This window comes from Allomesorhizobium camelthorni (assembly GCF_011045125.1).
GTDB classification, from domain to species: Bacteria; Pseudomonadota; Alphaproteobacteria; order Rhizobiales; family Rhizobiaceae; genus Allomesorhizobium; species Allomesorhizobium camelthorni.
This window is the reverse complement of record NZ_JAAKZF010000235.1, coordinates 1-1,553: the sequence shown is the minus strand read 5'-3', so window position 1 is coordinate 1,553 and position 1,553 is coordinate 1. Positions and strand designations below refer to the sequence as shown.

General features: G+C 63.0%; 1 protein-coding gene. It reads left to right on the top strand.

What is annotated here, in order from left to right:
• The first annotated feature begins 180 nt into the window (after positions 1-180).
• A complete protein-coding gene (locus tag G6N73_RS35550) occupies positions 181-1,527 on the top strand; it encodes an IS5 family transposase (RefSeq protein ID WP_165034522.1) in 1,347 nt (448 codons plus the stop codon).
• Positions 1,528-1,553 lie beyond the last annotated feature (26 nt).

Genomic DNA, 1,553 nt, shown 5'->3' with positions numbered 1-1,553 from the left:
AGTCGACCGTGAACTATCTGCAAGCCGTTGATCTGGCTTTCTGAATAGCGCAGATGGCAGCTTTGGAATTGCAGGATTTGCGGTGTTCGACCGCTGTTTTCTTGCAATTCGGTTTTGCGATTCCCTTGTGCGCCGAGGCATGATTCACTCGTTTTGGCGAGGCGAATCGAGGGAACTGCGGTGTCCAGGCCACGCGAGAAGCGCGAGACGGGAGAGCAGGACCTGTTCCGCTCCAGGCTCGATCAGATCATCAACATGAAGCACGAGCTGGTGCGGCTGGCGCAGGCGATCGACTGGCCGGTGCTGGAGGAGCGCTTCGGTGCGGTCTATTCGGACGGACCTGGCATGCCGCCGCTGCCGACACGGCTGATGGCGGGCCTGGCGATCCTGAAGCACACCTTCAACTTGTCGGACGAGGAGATGTGCGCCCGCTGGGTGGAGAACCCCTACTTCCAGTATCTGTGCGGCGAGGAGTTCTTCCGCCACGAACTCCCCTTCGATCGCTCGTCGATGACGCGCTGGCGCCAGCGCATGGGCGAGGAGCGGGTCACGGCTCTGCTGCAGGAAAGCCTCAGCATTGCGGTCAATACCGGGGCGATGAAGCCGGCCGACACGCGCCGGGTGATCGTGGATACCACCGTGCAGCCGAAGAACGTGATGTTCCCGACCGATGCCAAGCTCATCCACCGGGCGCGCGAACGGCTGGTGCGGCTGGCCAGACAGGCAGGGCTGGATTTGCGCCAGACCTATGTGCGGGTCGGCAAGCTGGCGCTGATCAAGCACCAGCGCTATGCGCACGCCAAGCAGTTCAAGCGGGCCAACAAGGCGCTGCGCAAGCTGAAGACCTATCTCGGCCGCACCATTCGCGACATAGAGCGCCAGATCGACGGCGAAGAGGAGTTGGACGCGATCTTCAGATGGCCGCTCTACCAGGCTTCGACGGTCCTGAAGCAACGTCAGCGCCAACGCGGCCGCAAGATCTACAGCCTGCACGCTCACGAGGTCGAGTGCATCGGCAAGGGCAAGGCGCATGCGCCTTACGAGTTCGGCGTCAAGGTGTCGGTCGCCACCACGCTGCAGCGCTCGAAGGGCGGCCAGTTCGCCCTGCACGCGAAAGCGCTGCCGGGCAATCCTTATGACGGCCACACGCTCGCGAGCGTCATCCCCGAGATGGAAAAGACCATCGGCAATGAGATCGGCCGCATCCTGGCCGATGCCGGATACCGCGGCCACAATGCGCCACAGAGCCACGAGTTCAGGGTCTTCACCGCCGGCCAGAAGCGGCGCGTCACACCGGCCATCAAGCGCGAAATGCGAAGACGCTCGGCGATCGAGCCTGTGATCGGCCACATCAAGGCCGAGCACCGCATGGGCCGCAACTACCTCGCTGGCGAACAGGGCGATGCAGTCAACGCCATCCTCGCCGCCGCAGGCTACAACTTCTCGCTCCTGCTCAACTGGTTCAGGCAGCTTTTGTGGCTGCTCATCGCCGTCATCCACAGCCGACCGAAACCGCTCGCAGCCTGATACGCGTCATTGTTCACGGCCGACTC